Below are 14,711 nucleotides of genomic sequence, written 5' to 3'. Positions count from 1 at the left end.
GAGCGGGTCAGGGCTTGCTGATGGCGTCGAGCAGGTCACCGGTGGGCTTGTCCGGGAGCGCGCGGGCCACGTCGGCCAGCGCCACCATGCCGACCAGGTCGTGCCCGTCGATGACCGGCAGCCGGCGGACCTGGTGCTTGCTCATGGTGCGGAGGATCTCGGTGGTGTCGTCGTCCGCGCCGATGGTGACCGGCTTGCCCTGGGCCAGGTCGCCGGCGCGGACGTCGGCGGGGTTGCGGCCCTGGGCGATCGCCTTCACCACGATGTCGCGGTCGGTGAGCATGCCCTTCAGACGGTTGTCGGCGCCGCAGATCGGCAGCGCGCCGACCTCCAGCTCGGCCATCTTGCGGGCGGCGTCGGCGAGCGTCTCCTGCTCACCCACGCAGGTGGCGTCGGGGGTCATGATCTCACGAGCGGTGGTCATCTGATCTCCTCTACGGTGAGAAGGTCGCTCGCCGGGGATCAGGCGAGCGTGGCCGGGAATCGTTCCCACACGCGGTGCAGCGCGAGGAACTGCTGGAGCGTGGTGAGCGCGCCGGGCCCGGACTCGGCCAGGAAGACGCCGGGCGTGCCGGTGATCCCGGCCTGCTCCAGCACGGCGGCGCCGGAACCCCAGGCGCCGACCGGCTTGGCGTGCCGCCAGGCCTCCTCGATGAGCAGCCGCACCCGGGGGTCGACCGCGATCGTGCCGGCCGCGCCGGCCTTCGCGTCCCGGGCCGGGATCGCGTCGGCGGCGGGGGCGGCGGCGTCCGCGACCAGGATCGCGTCGAACTCGACGGACCGTGCGGTGTTGAACGTGCGCTGCACGACCAGGCCGCCGGCGTGCCCGCCGACCGGCGCGATGATCAGCGGCAGCGCGCCGGCGGCGAGGATCGCCTCACGCACCGCGCCGGCGCCGTCGGCACCGTCCGGGCCGACCACGATGCCGATGATCCGGCCGTCGGCCGGCCACTCCTGACCGAGCTGGGACAGCGCGGGGCTCGGCGCGACCTCGACCGGCTCCACGGTGGGGGCCGGCGCGGGCAGGCCGAGACCGGCCGCGACCTGTGCGCACAGGTCCGCGTCGATGTTGGCGAGCGCGAGCAGCTGACGTTCCTTGATCGCCTGCTCGTAGCACTTGCCGAGCTCGAACGTGTACGCGGAGACGATGTGCTCCTTCTCCACCGGCGTCATGCTCTGCCAGAAGAGGCGCACCTGCGAGTAGTGGTCGTCGAACGAGGCCGGGTTCTCCCGCACCTTGGTCGACTCGGCGACCCGGACCGGCAGGTCGGCGAACGCCTTCTCGGTGGTCTCGAACGGGTTGCCGCCGTCCAGCGAGTTCGGCTTGTACGGCGCCACGCCCGCGTGCACGCCCTGCTGGTGGAAGCCGTCCCGGAGCATGTCGTTGACCGGCGCGTGCGGCCGGTTGATCGGGATCTGCGAGAAGTTCGGCCCGGCCAGCCGGGTCAGTTGCGTGTCCACGTAGGAGAAGAGCCGGCCCTGGAGCAGCGGGTCGTTGGTGACGTCGATGCCGGGCGGCAGGTTACCGAGGTGGAAAGCGACCTGCTCGACCTCGGCGAAGAAATTGGTGGGGTTCCGGTTGAGCACGAGGCGGCCGATCGGCTGCACCTCGGCCAGCTCCTCCGGCACGATCTTGGTCGGGTCGAGCAGGTCGATGCCGGCGAACGTCTCGTCCGGCGTGTCCGGGAAGACCTGCACACCGAGTTCCCATTCCGGGTATGCGCCGGCTTCGATCGCGTCGTAGAGGTCGCGCCGGTGGAAGTCCGGGTCGACGCCGCTCGCGAGCTGCGCCTCCTCCCAGACCAGCGAGTGGACGCCGAGCTTCGGCTTCCAGTGGAACTTGACCAGCACGGTCTCGCCGGCGTCGTTGACCATCCGGAACGTGTGGACCCCGAAGCCCTCCATGTGCCGGTACGAGCGCGGGATGCCCCGGTCGGACATGTTCCAGATCGTGTGGTGCTGGGCCTCGGTGTGCAGGGAGACGAAGTCCCAGAACGTGTCGTGCGCGCTCTGCGCCTGCGGGATCTCCCGGTCCGGGTGCGGCTTACCGGCGTGGATGATGTCCGGGAACTTGATCGCGTCCTGGATGAAGAACACCGGGATGTTGTTTCCGACCAGGTCGAACGTACCCTCGCTGGTGTAGAACTTGGTGGCGAAGCCGCGGGTGTCGCGGACCGTGTCGGCCGAGCCGCGCGAGCCGAGCACGGTGGAGAACCGGACGAACACCGGCGTCTCCGCGTTCTTCTTCAGGAAGCCGGCGCTGGTGATCGCCTCCGCGCTGCCGTAGGCGGTGAACACGCCGTGCGCGCCGGCGCCACGCGCGTGCACCACGCGCTCCGGGATGCGCTCGTGGTCGAAGTGCGTGATCTTCTCGCGGAAGTGGTGGTCCTGCATCAGGATCGGGCCTCGCGGGCCCGCCTTCAGTGAATGGTCCGTGTCCCGGAGCCGGGCTCCCTGCGCGGTGGTGAGGTATGCGCCCTGCTGGCCCCGTGCGGTCTTCGGCGCCCCGGTGTCGAAGCCGGTCGGGGTGACCGGCTCCGGCGTGCCCTGATCGCTCTTCGGCGGCAGTGGCTCGCGGGGCGTCGTCGGCTCCGCCACGGTGGGGGTGCCGCTGCCCGGCGTTCCGGGGACCGTGGGTTCGGTGACGGCTTCCACGGCATCCTTCACCGCGTCAACGATCTTGCGCGCTTCCATGCGGTAGCCCCTTCGAGTGTGGTCTTCACGGCCCGCATACCCGGGCGGTGAGGTGCCAAACGGGTCATTACCAGAACTGATAGTGATCGAATAGTTACTTAGAGCATTCGCCTGTGCGAGTCTGGCGATTGTGGTTTCAGGCGGTCGACGGGGGGAAGGAACGGGGCCGCGGGGTCGACCGGCCGTCGCGGAGTCGGAAGGGTGGGGTCATTGCATGTCGGCACTCGTCGGTGAAGAGCTCGACCTCGACCTGTGCGCCGAGGAGTACACCCGGGCGCGCCTCGACGCCGGGCCGGCCGAACGGGAGCGACTGCGCGAGGACCTGATCCGTGCCGCGATGCCCCTCGCCGGTCGCCTGGCCAGCCGTTACCGCGGCCGGGGCGAGCCCGCGGAGGACCTGGAGCAGGTCGCGCGGATCGGTCTGGTCAAGACCGTCGACCGGTACGACTCGGACCGCGGCTCGTTCACCGCGTTCGCCGTGGTGACGATCCGGGGCGAGCTGCGCCGGCACTTCCGGGACCACACCTGGAGCGTGCACGTGCCGCGCCGGCTGCAGGACCTCGGCCTGGAGGTCAAGCGCGCCGCGGACGCGCTGACCGCCCGGTTCTCCCGCCCACCGACGCAGGCGGAGATCGCCGACTTCCTCGGCGTCGAGGAGTCGGACGTGCGTGCGGCCCGCACCTCGCTGGCCGGTTACTCCTCCGAGTCGCTCAACCGCCGGATCTCCGACACGGACGACACCGAGATCGGTGACCTGTTCGGCGCGCTCGACCCGGAGATGGCCGCGGTCGACGACCGGGCGACGCTCGCCGACCTGCTGCTGCGCGTGCCCCGCCGGGACCGGCGCATGCTGGCGCTGCGCTTCTGGGGCAACCTGAGCCAGGCGGAGATCGCGGAGCAGTTCGGCATCTCCCAGATGCAGGTGTCCCGGCTGCTCAGCCGCGCGCTGACCTGGCTGCGGACCGCGATGCTGACCGACGTGGTGCCGCCGTGGCCGGGCGAGACCGACGAGCCCGGCGTGCGCATGGTCGTGACCAGCGCGCCCGGCCGGACCCGGATCGCCCGCCTGCACGGCGAGATCGACCGGGACAACGCGAGTGAGCTGCGGGTACGGCTGATGGCCGCGCTCTCCACCGGGCGGCCGAGCCGGCTGGACGTCGACCTGAGCGGCGTGTCGCTGCTGGACGCGGCGGGCATGCGGGCGCTGATGGCGGTCCGGGAGATCGCGGCCGCCCGCGGGGTCGGGCTGCGGTACACCGGCGTCTCGGCGTACCTCGAGCAGCTGATCCGGGCGACCGGCCTCGGCGTGCTGCTGAGCTGACCGGCGCACGTCGCCGGACGGTGCGGCCCCGGGATTCGCCCGCGGCCGGTCACGAGGGTTGGTCGGCGATCCGGTCGATGAGCTGGCGGATCAGCGCGGCTGCGTGGTCGGCGTCGTCCGCGGTCCGCCGGTAGCCGTCCGCCGACGTCCGGCCGGCCATCCGCCGGCTGAGCGCGGCCTTCTCCTCGAGCGCCCGCAGCGCGGTCCACAGCGCACCCTCGGTCGCCACCGCCTGCTCGGCCAGCAGGCTCTCCGGGGACCAGGCGTGCCCGACCCGGCAGCGGAAGTGCGGGATCGGCTCGCCGCCCAGCTCGAACAGGTTGCCTCCGCAGTCCGGGCAGCCGAACCCGGCGGGCGTGGCGCCGGGCGTCCGGTCGGTGGTGCGGGCCTCGACGTCGCTGATCGCGACCTCGTCCTCCAGGCGCGGGTCCATGTGCAGATCAAGACCTTCGGGCAGCGGTACGGATGTGAGCTTCGCCAGCAGGCCGCCCATCTCGGCCGCGGTGGCGACGTGGTCCGGCGCGCGCCGGGCGGACACCGCCATCGGCATCGACGGGTAGAGCGCGTCCGCCGGATCCTGGATCACGGTCAGGCCGCCGCGCCGCGCGATGTCGACCGCGCCGGACGCGCCGTCCGCCTGGGAACCGGACAGCACCACGCCGATCGCGCGCGGGCCGGCGGACCGGGCGACGGACCGGAACAGCGGGTCGACCGCGGGCCGGTGCCCGTTCTCGGACGGCCCGTGGCTGAGCCGCAACCGGCCGCCGAGCAGCAGCAGGTGGTGACCGGGCCGCGCCACGTAGACCCGCCCCGGCGTGATCTGCTCGCCGTCGGCCGCGGCGACGACCGGCAACGCGCAGTGCCGGCTCAGGATCGCCGGCAGCGCGCTCGGCGCCTCCCGCGGCATGTGCAGGACCACGAGCACGGCCGCGGGCAGCCCGGCCGGCAGACCCTGGGCGAGCGCGCGCAGCGCCTCCACCCCACCGGCGGACGCGCCCACCGCGATGACGTCCCGGCATGTCATCGCCACTGGTTACCCCCGACGACCGACGGTGAACCCCGGTCGCCGTCAGCCCGGGTCGCCGGGCGGACGGCGTCACATCCGTGCGGGCCGGTGCGGGCGGGTCGGCCCCGCCCGCACCGGCCGTGCCGGTCAGGGCCGGAGGTAGCCGGCGAAGACCTGGTTGCCGATCTGGGTGCCGGTGGCGACGCCGTTGTCCGCGTCCCACTGGTAGTGCACCCCGAGGTAGATGCGACTGCGCCCGTTCTCCGCGGCCGCGGCCGTGAAGCTCGGCAGCGTGCGCACCACGGTGGGCCGGCTCGGGTCCTCCGTGGTCAGCCGCATCTCCAGGTGGTCCAGGCCGAAGTAGTTACGCATCACGGCCGCCCAGGCGCCGCCGAACGTGGCGTGCCCGCTGATGTAGGCCGGGAACGCGGGCGAGAACCGCTGCCCGGCCGGGTTGATCGACAGCGGCAGCCAGGCCGCGTCCTTCACGGTGTCGGACCGCCCGTCCAGGTCCGCGTTCTGCACCGCGCTCTGCGGCCGCCACAGGTCGATCGGCGTCAGGAACTTCGCGTCCCACGCCGCGATCGCCGCGTCCGCCATCGCCAGCGACACCAGCGCGAACAGCCGTGCGTGCTCGAGCACGCCCAGGCCGCGCTGCACCGCCACGATCTCGGTGTGCTCCAGCAGCTGACCCGGCGGCTTGTACGTCCCGGGGACGTCGTTGGCCCAGAAGAACGCGATGTCGGTCTGCTCCGCGGTCCGCGTCGAGCCGGTCGCCCGGCCCAGGTTCTTCACCTCGTTGAGCTGGTCCGCGTACGCTTGGCTGGCCAGCAGCGTCGAGTAGGAGCTGTAACCGCCGGGCAGCGGCGGCCGGAACTGCGACCCGCTGGTCATCGTCCACGGCCGCACCTGGCCCCAGAACGGGGTCACCGCAGGCGTCGTGTCCGTCGGCCGCCACGCGCCCGGCGTGGTGCTCGGCGTGTACGTCGCGGTCGAGGTGGACCCGTCGTTCGACCGGTTCGCCACCACCGCGGACGCGGCGGCCGCGCCGACGCCCTCGCCGCGGTCGCGCTGCACCGAGTTCGTGCCGTTCGGCAGCACACCGCGCGCGGCGGTCAGCTCGTCGGTGAACGTCAGGTTCGGGAAGAGGACGCGCAGCGTGTCGAACGCGGCCATGTTGACCGCCGACTCCAGCGACGCGACGTGCGTGTCGACCGGCACCGTGATCCGGCCGACGTAGGGCGTGCCGATGTTCGTCACCGAGGTGACCGCGTCGAAGATCGCGGTGTTCATCACCGCGGCCGCCCGGGCCAGGTTCGTCGGCGAGCGCTGCGGCTCGACCGACTCGCGGATCGCCTGCTTGAGCACGTCGTTCCAGTACAGCACCGGGTCGTTGGCCAGCGCCGGCTGCTCGACGAGCGAGATGTTGTCGAACCGGGCGGTGAACCCGGCCGTGCCGCCGATCTGGAACAGCAGCTGCCCGGCTGTGATCGTCAGCGGCGACGTGAACGTCCAGGACAGCGTCTGCGCGCTCGTGGTCAGCCCGAAGTCCTGCTGCAGCGGCGAGGTCCACGGCGACGCCTCGGTCTGCACCACGGTCCGCACCGTCCGCGCGGCGGTTGCGGAGCCGGTGAGCGTCAGCCGGTACTGCTTGCCGGCGCGCAGCGTGACGCCGCTCAGGCCGACGATGTCGTCCCACGGGTTCGCCGTGCCGCCGGGCGTGTCGATGCGCAGCTGCCCGGACTCGGCCGCGATCGTGGTCTGCGCGCGGCCCTTCCACCAGTGCTGGATGCCCGCGTCGAAGGTGCCGTTGGAGACCTCGTTCGTCTCGACCAGCGTGACGTTGTCGAAGCAGACCGTCATCGCGGCCTGGTAGCCGCCGACCTGGAAGGTGACCTGCCCGTCCGTCCGGGTGAGCGTGGAGGTGAACGGCATCGCGTACCGCCGCAGGCCGGGGGAGACGTTGAAGCCCTGGTCGAGCACACCGGTGTACGGCGCGGCCCCGTCCTGCACGCGGGTGCGCAGCTGCACGGCGGCGGTGGACTTGGCGTCGAAGGTCAGCGTGTAGGACCGGCCGGCCGTCAGTTGCACGCCGGACCGGCCGACGATGACGTCGTGGATGACCGCGGTGCCGCCGGTGACGTCCGCGCAGAGCTCGTTGTTCTCCGTGCGGATCGGGGCGGCCGAGCTGGACCACCACGAGCCCACACCGGTGCCGAACGTGCCGTCATCGATCTGGTTGGAATGCGTGGCGAGTGCGGGGCTGCCGGTCGTGACGACGGCGAGCAACCCGGCGACGAGAGTGAGGACGAGGGTCAGGCCGAGGCGGCGCGGAACGGGTCTCATCACTGTTTCCTCCGGTGCGGGACCGGCCCCCGCCGATCCCGAGCGGAAGAATGAGCGCCGCCGTCATCGTCCCGGTAGCGCCGGGATAGCGCGGTGGGGTCAGCCGGCCGGGCGCAGCGACACGTCGTCCAGCGTCAGCGAGTACGCCGTCCGCTGCCCGCCCACGCCGAACCCCAGCTCACCGGCGTCGGTGTCGGCGTCGGCGACGAACCGCAGCGCCACCAGGCACGGCTGCGGCCCGGCCGGCACGTCGTGCACCAGCATCGGCCCGGCCTCCGGTGACGCGCCGTCCTGCACCGTCACCCGCACCCGCGCCGGGGTGCTCGCCGCGATCCGGAACACCAGCGCGTAGCCCGTGTCCGCGCGAAGCCCGAGTCCACCATGGACGAGCCCGGCGTCCCACGCGTTCACGGTCCCCGCCCATCACGTGGGCGACCAGCGCGTCGCCGGCCGCGGTCAGCTCGACCTTCGGCGAGTCCGTCCACCACGGACGGCGGAGCGGGCGGTCGAACGCGCCGTTGCTGATCAGCTCGGGGCCGTCCGGCGGGGCGGGCAATGCCGTCCGGCACGTCACCTCCGGGGGCGCGGACCCGGACGCGGCCGTGGCCGGCGCGCCGGAGTCCCGGGGCAGGAACCAGACACCGACCGCGCCGACCAGCAGCCCGGTCAGGAACAGCCCGGCCGCGGCCAGCATCCGGGCCGACCGGCGGCGCGGCGGTGCGAGCACGATCGTCCGCGGTGGCGGATCGGCCGCCGGCAACGGTTCCGGCGTGACCACGGTGACCGGTGGCAGCGGGTCCGGCGCGCGGGCGAGCACCGGCGGTGGACCGTCCGCGATCGCGTACGGCCGGTCCGAGGTCAGCCGCCGCCACGCGTCCCGCCAGCGCTGCACCTCGGCCTCGGTCTCGGCCGGCTCGGCACCGCCGTGCACCCGCAGGCACGTGCGCACGTAGGCCTCGACGAACTCCAGCCGCGGCAGGTTCGGCAGCCGTCGCCCGGCCAGGATCTCGTGCACCGTGCTGGTCGGCAGCGCCCCGGCCGGCCGGGCCAGGTCCCGCAGCGTCCGCAGCGACGGCTTGCCCGCCCACACCCGGAGCGCCACGAGCGCGTCCGTGAATTCGCCCGCACTGTCCGATCCGGACGGATCCGGACGGCCGGACACCTGCTTCTCCACCGATCCCACAGCTTCCCCGATTCGTGGTGCCGCAGGTGAGACAGTACTTGCTGATTGACAACCGTGCGTGCCCGTCCGGATACGTCCGGTTCCGTCCGGCGTGCTTGCCGGATGATCGTCCGCACTGGTTCGGTATCCGCCATGAACGACGCTCTCCCGGAGACGCGATACCGCCTCCTCGGCCCGGTCGAGGCCCGGCGCGGCGGTGAGCCCGTGCCGGTCCCGGCCGCACGGCAGCGCGCGATCCTCGCCGCCCTGCTGCTGCGCGCCGGCCGCATCGTCGCGGTCGGCACGCTCGTCGACCTGCTCTGGGGCGACCGGCCGCCGCCCACCGCCGTCGTCACCGCCCGCAACTACGTCTCCCGGCTGCGCAAGGCGGTCCCGGCCGTGCGCACCGCGGCCGGTGGCTACCGGCTCGACGTGCCGCCGGGCACGCTCGACCTGGACCGCTTCGAGCGCCTCACCGCGGACGCGCGCTCGCAGTCACCGGCCGCGGCCGTACCGCTGCTGGACGAGGCCCTCGCGCTGTGGCACGGCCCGCCGCTGGCCGACCTCGGCGCGCTGCCGATCCACGCGATCGAGGCGCCGCGCCTGGACGAGCTGCGGCTGGCCGCGATCGGCGACCGGCTGGACGCGTTGCTGCGCACCGGCGAGGCCGGGCGGCTGGTGCCCGAGCTGGTGCGCCTGGTCGGCCGGCACCCGCTCCGGGAACGCTTCGTCGGCCAGCTGATGCAGGCGCTGCACGCGTCCGACCGGCTGCCGGAGGCGCTCGACCTCTACCGCCGCACCCGCAACCGGCTGGTCACCGACCTCGCGGTCGAGCCCGGACCGGTCCTGCGCCGCCTCCACCAGCGCCTGCTCGAAACGATCTGAGTGTGTCCTGCTCGAAACGATCTGAGTGTGTTCGGTCGTGAACGGTTGATCGTCTCCCGGGACGTCCGGTGCTACGGTCGGCCGCCATGCGCACCGACCAGCCCGGCCCGCTGAGCGCCGCGCTCCGCGAGGGCCGGCTCGCACCCCGCGCCGGCGTCGACCGGGCCGCGTTCGCGGACGTGCCGGCGCCCACCCGGGACGGGATCGTGGCGATCGCGGACGAGACACTCGGCACGCCCTGGCCGCAACCGACGCTCACCCACTGGCGTGCCTACCTGCGCGAGGGCAGCCGGCTCGCCTGGGAGGAGCCGTACTTCGCCCGCCGCCACCGGCTGCACGCCACCGCGCTCGCGCTGGCGCTCACCGGCGACGCGGACCGCTACGCGGACGAACTGCTCGACGGCGTCTGGCTGCTGGCCGAGGAGACCACCTGGTGCCTGCCCGCCCACGACGACCTCGCCCTCGGCCCGGAGCGGGTGGTGCCCGACCCCGCCCGGCCGTACCTCGACCTCTTCGCGGCCGAGACCGCGGCCACGCTCGCCTGGATCCGGTGCCTGCACGCGGACCTGTTCGCCACGGTCCCCGGCACGGCGGAGCGGGTCACGGCCGAGATCCGCCGCCGGGTGCTCGACCCGTTCCGCACGGACGGCCCCGGCTACCCCTGGTTCGGCGCGCCGATGAACTGGAACCCGTGGATCATCAGCAACGTCATCGCGGCCGCGCTGCTCACCGACGACGACCCGGCCCCGATCGTCGCCGCGGCCGTGCGCAGCCTGGACGCCTACCTCGACGGCGTGCCCGGCGACGGCGGCTGCCCGGAGGGCATCTCCTACTGGTGGCACTCCGGCGCCCGGCTGTTCGAGGCGCTCGAACTGCTGGGCGTACCCGCGGCGGTGTGGTCCACGCCGCTGATCCACCGGATCGCGCGCTTTCCGCTCACCGCGCACCTCGGCGGGGAGTGGAGCGCCAGCTTCGGCGACGGCGCCGCCCGGGTGCCGCACGCGCACGGCCGCGCCCGCAAGGACCATCTCTCACCCGCGCTGCTGCACCGGTACGGCCGCGCGGTCGGCGACGACGAGATCACCGCGTTCGCCCGGGCGTCCCGTGGCGACGACCCGCTGACCACGCTGCCCAGCCCGATGGGCCGGGCGATCGCGGCGCTGACCGACCCGGTCTGGCGCGACGCCGCGCCACGCACCTTCCCGGCGCCGCCGGTGCAGTGGCTGCCGGAGACCCAGGTGGCGTCGCTGCGCGGCGGCGCGCTGCACCTGATCGCGAAGGCCGGCCACAACGACGAACCGCACAACCACAACGACGTCGGCAGCTTCGTGCTCGCCGTGCACGGTGAGCCGGTCGTGGTCGACGCGGGCACCGGCGTCTACGACCGGGACAGCTTCGGCCCGGACCGCTACCGCGCCTGGTTCACCCGGTCGGCGTTCCACAGCGTCCCGGAGATCGACGGCCACGAGCAGCGGCCCGGCCCGGGGTTCGCCGCCCGGTACGTGCGACTCGCCGGGCGGACCTTCACGCTCGACCTGGCCGGCGCCTACCCGCCCGAGGCCGGCATCGAGTCCCTGCGCCGCACGTTCACCGTCGACGACGACCTGGTCACCCTGACCGACGCCTGGCGGCTCGACCACCGTCCACAGCGGATCCGGCTGCGCCTGCTGCTGCGCGACGACCACCGGGCGGTACGCATCGCGCTGCCGGGCCACGTGCGGCCGCGCACCGAGCACCTCGACCTGACCGACCCGCAGCTGCACGCGGTCTGGGGCGACCGCCTGACCCTGATGACGCTGGACGTGACCGCGCCGGCCGTCACCGGCGAGGTCACCATCAGGTTCACCCCCGGGCGAGCAGCGACGTGACCGCCGCCATGGTCCGCCGGGCGTTCTCCGCGGGGCTCAGCGCCCGCAGCTCGGTGGAGAGCACCTCCACGGACAGCGGTACGTCCGCGCCGGTCGCCCCCAGCGCGGACAGCAGCCCGGCCAGGTCGAAGTCGCCCGCACCCGGCAGCAGCCGCTCGTCGACGCAGTCCTGGTAGATGCCGCCCTTCGGCGTGGCAAGCCCGTCGGTCAGCTCCAGGCCGGCCACGTGCCTGGCCGCCACCGAGCGCACCACCCCCATCCCGGCCGGGTCGCGGAACACGTGCCAGGCGTCGAACAACAGGCCCGCGTTCGGCCGGTCCACCGTGCGGACCAGGTCGTGCGCGGCCACGTGGTCGAAGCCGGGCAGCACCACGACCGGCTCCAGCGCCACCGTGGTCCCGGCCGCGGCGGCCCGGTCGCACAGCGCCGCGAACCGCTCGGCCAGCAGATCCGCGTCCGGCCGCACGGCCGGCGGCAGCAGCAGCACCGCCGTCTTGATCCGCGGCACGCCGAACAGCTCCGCGTACCGCAGCAGTGCCTCCTCCGGCCCGCGGTCGCCGGCGAACCAGCCGTACATCGCCTCCAGCTCCACGAACCGCACGCCGTGCGCGTCCAGCAGCGCGCGCACCTCGGCCGGTGAGCGCGTCGCCAGCAGCTCGTCCAGTTCGAACACCTGGGTGGCGAGCCCGGTACCGCCGGCACCGGCCACGGCCGCCAACCGCTCGTCGAACCCGAAACGCGGCGGCTCCGGCGGCAACGCACCGGCCAGCTGCAGATGAGTGAACGTGATCTCCATGGCGGCCACGCTAGGCAGCGGCGGACCACGCCCGGTTGAACCTGGGTGCCGCACCGTGGAACCTCCGCGCCGGGTGTTGGATGGGCGGATGAGCGCATCGCGCGGCACGGTCCGGTTGGACACCGAGCGGATCGACGACGGCACGTTCGGCGACTGGGACCGGCAGATCGGCCTTCCGCTGCCCCGCTTCACCCAGGACACCACCGGGGCCTCGTCGCGGCTGCGCGGCGTCGCGTCCCGCGCCCGGGACGTGGCGGTGATGGACTTCCACACCACCACGCGGGTACGGGCCGGCGGCGTGCCCGGCCGCGGGGAGCTGCGGCTGCACGTCGTCCAGCGGGGCGCCTGGACGTTCCGGTACGGCCGCGATGCCGTGCCGGTCCCGGCCGGCCGGTTCCTGCTCGGCCGCTCGACCGGGATGACCGGCTTCGACGTCGGACCCCGGACAACGGCCCGCACGGTCGGGCTGTCCCCGGGCGCGCTCGCGCCGCTCACCGGCGATCCGTTCATCCGCGGTGCGGCCGGCGCGCCCGAGGTACGGCTGCTGCTGGCGCACGCGAGCATGCTGCACGAGACGATCGGCGAGCTCACCGAGGCCGGCCTCGGCGCGGCCCGGGACGCGATGGTCGAACTGGTCCGCGGCGTGCTGCACGGCTACGTCGACGAGGCCGAGCCACGCCTGGCGCACGCGCTCGCCCGGGCCGCCCGCGACCTCGCCGACACGCGCCTCACCGATCCGGAGCTCACGCCCGCCACCCTGGCCCGCGCGCTGCACGTCTCCGTCCGCACGCTGCACCGCGCGTTCGCCGGTACGGGCGAGCCGGTCACCGCCTACCTTCGGCGCCGCCGCCTCGAGGAGGCCCACGCCGCGCTCACCGCCGCCGCACTGGTCTCCGCCGCGCCGCCGGCGGTCTCCGCGCTCGCGGCGCGCTGGCACTTCGCGGACAGCAGCCACTTCATCCGCGCGTTCCGCCGCCACTACGGCCTGACTCCCGCGCGGTACGCCCGCGAGGTGGCCCGCCGTGCCCCCGGCGAACCCCGCACGTGAGCCGCGCTCTGCACGCCCGGTAGCGCACGGCCCGGCGTACCGGCCGCCTCGGCACCGCGCCGCCGGCGTCGATGCGCGCACCGGTGGGGCCGGGGACCGGGCCGCGGTCCGTCAGGCCGGTGCCGCCCCGGGGCCGGTGGCGTCAGGCACCGGGCCCAGCGCCGCGACCAGGGCGGCGAGGCCGCCGGGCGGCAGGAGCGCGCCGTCCACGCCCAGGCAGCGCGCCCCCGCGGTGCGGAACTCGGCCGCGTTCGCGACGGTCACGTCGCCGGTGGCGATCAGCGCGACCTGTGGGAAGACGTCACGCAGCGCGCGGATCCAGGACGGGCCGAGCGGCGCCGCCGGGAACGCGGTCAGCCACCGGCAGCCGGTCCGGAGCGCACGCTGGATCTCCGTCGGGGTGCTGGCACCCGGCACGTGGGCCAGACCGGCCGCGAGGCTGACCCGGAGCACGTCCGGGTCGAAGCCGGGAGACAGCGTGAACGCGGCGCCTGCGGCCTTCGCGACCGGCACCAGATCGGGCGTGAGGACGCCGCCCGCGCCGACCACCTCGCCACGTTCGGCGCCGAGACGGGCGACCGCGGCGAGCGCGTCCCGGGACGACGGCGCGTGCAGCGGCACCTCGACCACGCCGAGACCGGTGTCCCAGACGGCCTCGGCGAGCGCCACCGTCCGATCGATCGGCAGGCCACGCAGCACGGCCAGCAGCACCCGCCCCGCGAAGACGCGATCCAGCACCTGCGCGGCCGACGGCAACTCGCGCACCGCCCGCGCGGCTCCTGGCCGACGCCCGTTGATCTCGTACCCCCGTGGTGGTGTTTTGTCCAGTTTATCGGCGGTGATGCCGTGGACGCGCCGGAAAGCCGGCACCCCGACCGTCCTCGGCGACGGCACCGACCGTCTCCGGTGGCATCGGACGGCGGGTGGCCGCTCACCGGGCCGGGTGGCCGGTGCCCGGGGCGCCGTGACCGCCCCGGGCGCCGGCCATCCGTCAGGGACCGGCCGGGCCGGTGACCGCGAGCACCGCGCGCCGGTTGTGGGCCCGGCCGTCGTCGGTGTCGTCGGGCCGGTCCGGACGGTCGTGGGCGAGACCGTCGGTGGTCAGCCGGCCGCCGTCGATGCCGAACGAGACGAGGACGTCGCGAACCGCGACGGCGCGCTCCGCACTGAGCGGATCGCCCGCCTCGAACGCGTCGGTGTGCCCCTCGATCCTGACCGTCGCGCTCGGATACGCGTTCAGCAGCCCGGCGGTGCGCCACAGGTTCCGCTGCGCCTGCGGCGACAGCCAGGCACTGCCCTCCGGGAACAGCAACGGGGGTACGTCGGCCAGCTGCGCACCGAGGTCCACGACACCGAGCCGGTCGACGACCGTCAGCCCGGTGCCGCGGGCGGCCGTGGTCAGCGCGATCCACTCGGTCTCCGACCCGGCGGTGCCGGTCAGCGTCAGCACGCCGGCCGCCAGTTCCACCGTGAGCTCGGCCGCCCGCCGCGGCAGCCCGGCCAGCAGCGCGGGCAGCCCGGCCAGCCCGTCGCCGGTGACCTCGCCGGCGACCACCCGGTCGTCGACCGTGGCGAAGCCGTCGAC

At 74.1% G+C, this 14,711-nt stretch carries 13 protein-coding genes (1 of these 13 cut by a window edge); 4 read left to right on the top strand and 9 right to left on the bottom strand.

Annotated features, from left to right (window positions below; all coding sequences use genetic code 11):
* Positions 1-7 precede the first annotated feature (7 nt).
* Together J2S44_RS06330 and J2S44_RS06325 are read right to left on the bottom strand one after the other, a co-directional pair.
* Positions 8-424 (bottom strand): CBS domain-containing protein, encoded by a 417-nt coding sequence (locus tag J2S44_RS06330; protein WP_310409797.1) that lies wholly within the window; start codon positions 422-424, stop codon positions 8-10.
* A gap of 38 nt (positions 425-462) precedes the next feature.
* On the bottom strand, positions 463-2,694 hold the full coding sequence (locus tag J2S44_RS06325) for a catalase (RefSeq protein ID WP_310409796.1): 2,232 nt from the start codon (positions 2,692-2,694) through the stop codon (positions 463-465).
* Positions 2,695-2,908: 214 nt separating this feature from the next.
* Between J2S44_RS06325 and J2S44_RS06320 the strand changes: the two genes are divergently transcribed.
* On the top strand, positions 2,909-4,015 hold the full coding sequence (locus tag J2S44_RS06320) for a SigB/SigF/SigG family RNA polymerase sigma factor (protein WP_310409795.1): 1,107 nt from the start codon (positions 2,909-2,911) through the stop codon (positions 4,013-4,015).
* A gap of 49 nt (positions 4,016-4,064) precedes the next feature.
* Here J2S44_RS06320 and J2S44_RS06315 read toward each other — a convergent pair whose 3' ends face one another.
* The 4 genes from J2S44_RS06315 to J2S44_RS06300 all read right to left on the bottom strand — a co-directional run bounded on the left by J2S44_RS06315 (position 4,065) and on the right by J2S44_RS06300 (position 8,541).
* A complete protein-coding gene (locus J2S44_RS06315; protein WP_310409793.1) occupies positions 4,065-5,039 on the bottom strand; it encodes a chemotaxis protein CheB in 975 nt (324 codons plus the stop codon).
* A 129-nt stretch (positions 5,040-5,168) separates the two neighbouring features.
* Positions 5,169-7,367: a carbohydrate binding domain-containing protein gene (locus tag J2S44_RS06310; protein WP_310409791.1), complete on the bottom strand. Its 2,199-nt coding sequence runs from the start codon at positions 7,365-7,367 to the stop codon at positions 5,169-5,171.
* A 99-nt stretch (positions 7,368-7,466) separates the two neighbouring features.
* A complete protein-coding gene (locus tag J2S44_RS06305; protein ID WP_310409790.1) occupies positions 7,467-7,589 on the bottom strand; it encodes a hypothetical protein in 123 nt (40 codons plus the stop codon).
* Positions 7,546-8,541 (bottom strand): hypothetical protein, encoded by a 996-nt coding sequence (locus J2S44_RS06300; protein ID WP_310409788.1) that lies wholly within the window; start codon positions 8,539-8,541, stop codon positions 7,546-7,548. The genes J2S44_RS06305 and J2S44_RS06300 overlap by 44 nt, the downstream gene beginning before the upstream one ends.
* 141 nt (positions 8,542-8,682) lie before the next feature.
* Here J2S44_RS06300 and J2S44_RS06295 point away from each other — a divergent pair, with 141 nt between their 5' ends.
* Together J2S44_RS06295 and J2S44_RS06290 are read left to right on the top strand one after the other, a co-directional pair.
* The gene (locus J2S44_RS06295) at positions 8,683-9,414 is read left to right on the top strand and encodes an AfsR/SARP family transcriptional regulator (RefSeq protein WP_310409787.1); all 732 of its coding nucleotides are present in this window, start codon (positions 8,683-8,685) and stop codon (positions 9,412-9,414) included.
* A gap of 86 nt (positions 9,415-9,500) precedes the next feature.
* Positions 9,501-11,282: a heparinase II/III domain-containing protein gene (locus J2S44_RS06290; RefSeq protein ID WP_310409785.1), complete on the top strand. Its 1,782-nt coding sequence runs from the start codon at positions 9,501-9,503 to the stop codon at positions 11,280-11,282.
* Here J2S44_RS06290 and J2S44_RS06285 read toward each other — a convergent pair.
* Positions 11,257-12,078 carry a sugar phosphate isomerase/epimerase family protein gene (locus tag J2S44_RS06285; RefSeq protein ID WP_310409784.1) on the bottom strand — a complete coding sequence of 274 codons (822 nt, stop codon included), beginning with the start codon at positions 12,076-12,078 and terminating at the stop codon, positions 11,257-11,259. The two genes, J2S44_RS06290 and J2S44_RS06285, sit on opposite strands and share 26 nt — an antisense overlap.
* Positions 12,079-12,166: 88 nt before the next feature.
* Between J2S44_RS06285 and J2S44_RS06280 the strand changes: the two genes are divergently transcribed.
* Positions 12,167-13,126 (top strand): helix-turn-helix domain-containing protein, encoded by a 960-nt coding sequence (locus J2S44_RS06280; RefSeq protein WP_310409782.1) that lies wholly within the window; start codon positions 12,167-12,169, stop codon positions 13,124-13,126.
* A 111-nt stretch (positions 13,127-13,237) separates the two neighbouring features.
* On the opposite strand, the gene J2S44_RS06275 is transcribed toward J2S44_RS06280, so the two are convergent.
* Together J2S44_RS06275 and J2S44_RS06270 are read right to left on the bottom strand one after the other, a co-directional pair.
* Positions 13,238-13,891 (bottom strand): bifunctional 4-hydroxy-2-oxoglutarate aldolase/2-dehydro-3-deoxy-phosphogluconate aldolase, encoded by a 654-nt coding sequence (locus J2S44_RS06275; RefSeq protein WP_310409780.1) that lies wholly within the window; start codon positions 13,889-13,891, stop codon positions 13,238-13,240.
* 226 nt (positions 13,892-14,117) lie between these two features.
* A protein-coding gene (locus tag J2S44_RS06270; protein WP_310409778.1) for an OmpA family protein crosses the window boundary here: on the bottom strand, positions 14,118-14,711 show its 3' portion. The gene runs 402 nt beyond the window's last position; the window shows 594 of its 996 coding nt (coding positions 403-996); its start codon lies beyond the right edge, outside the window — the gene reads right to left on this strand; it ends in the stop codon at positions 14,118-14,120.

It is taken from the genome of Catenuloplanes niger (assembly GCF_031458255.1).
Classification (GTDB): domain Bacteria; phylum Actinomycetota; class Actinomycetes; order Mycobacteriales; family Micromonosporaceae; genus Catenuloplanes; species Catenuloplanes niger.
This window is presented reverse-complemented; position numbering and strand designations above follow the sequence as displayed.